This is a genomic window from Caballeronia sp. INML2, assembly GCF_023631365.1.
Lineage (GTDB): Bacteria > Pseudomonadota > Gammaproteobacteria > Burkholderiales > Burkholderiaceae > Caballeronia > Caballeronia turbans.
In genome coordinates, this window is the sequence record NZ_JALQDH010000021.1 from 1 (window position 1) to 1007 (window position 1007).

The 1007-nt window shown below is 65.6% G+C and carries 1 protein-coding gene; it reads right to left on the minus strand.

What is annotated here, in order from left to right; translation table 11 throughout:
* Positions 1 to 114: 114 nt before the first annotated feature.
* Positions 115 to 855 (minus strand): 3-ketoacyl-ACP reductase, encoded by a 741-nt coding sequence (locus NCT32_RS07690; protein ID WP_061121944.1) that lies wholly within the window; start codon positions 853 to 855, stop codon positions 115 to 117.
* Between the last annotated feature and the right edge of the window lie 152 nt (positions 856 to 1007).

Genomic DNA, 1007 nt, shown 5'->3' on the forward strand with positions numbered 1-1007 from the left:
GTGGTGGGCAACCAGCACACCCACCCCGGGGCCGCCGCCGGCCCGGGGGCCCCCCCCCCCCCCCCCCGCCCCCCCCCCCCCCCCCCGGCGCCCCCCCCCCCCCCCCCCCGCCCGTCAGCCCATGTGCAAGCCGCCGTTCAGCGAGAAGTCCGCGCCGGTCGCGAAACCGGATTCGTCGGACGCGAGCCACGCGACGATCGAGCCGATTTCGTCAGGTGTGCCGAGACGCCGCACCGGAATCGTCGCGACGATCTTCTCCAGCACTTCAGGGCGAATCGACTTCACCATGTCCGTGCCGATATAGCCCGGCGACACCGTGTTGACCGTCACGCCCTTGGTCGCCACTTCCTGCGCGAGCGCCATCGTGAAACCGTGAATGCCGGCCTTGGCGGTCGAGTAGTTCGTCTGGCCGAATTGCCCCTTCTGGCCGTTCACCGACGAAATGTTGATGATGCGGCCGAAGCCGCGCTCGACCATGCCGTCGATGACCTGCTTCGTCACATTGAAGAGGCTCGTGAGGTTCGTGTCGATGACCGCGGTCCAGTCTTCATGCGTCATCTTGCGGAACACGACGTCGCGCGTGATGCCCGCATTGTTCACGAGAATATCGACCTCGCCGACTTCGGCCTTGACCTTGTCGAACGCGTTCTTGGTCGATTCCCAGTCGCCGACGTTGCCTTCCGAGGCGATGAAGTCGAAGCCAAGCGCCTTCTGGTCTTCCAGCCATTTCACCCGGCGCGGCGAATTCGGGCCGCAGCCCGCGACGACCGTGAAGCCATCCTTGTGCAGACGCTGGCAAATGCTGGTACCGATGCCGCCCATCCCGCCGGTTACATACGCTATGCGCTTCGTCATTCCTCACTCCATTTTCGTTATGCGGACGGCGATCTCCTTTCCGCCCGCTGGCCCTTCCCGATCTTGCCAGTGACCTACAGACGTTCCACCGCCAGCGCCACACCCATGCCGCCGCCGATGCACAGCGACGCCAGGCCCTTCTTCGCATCGCG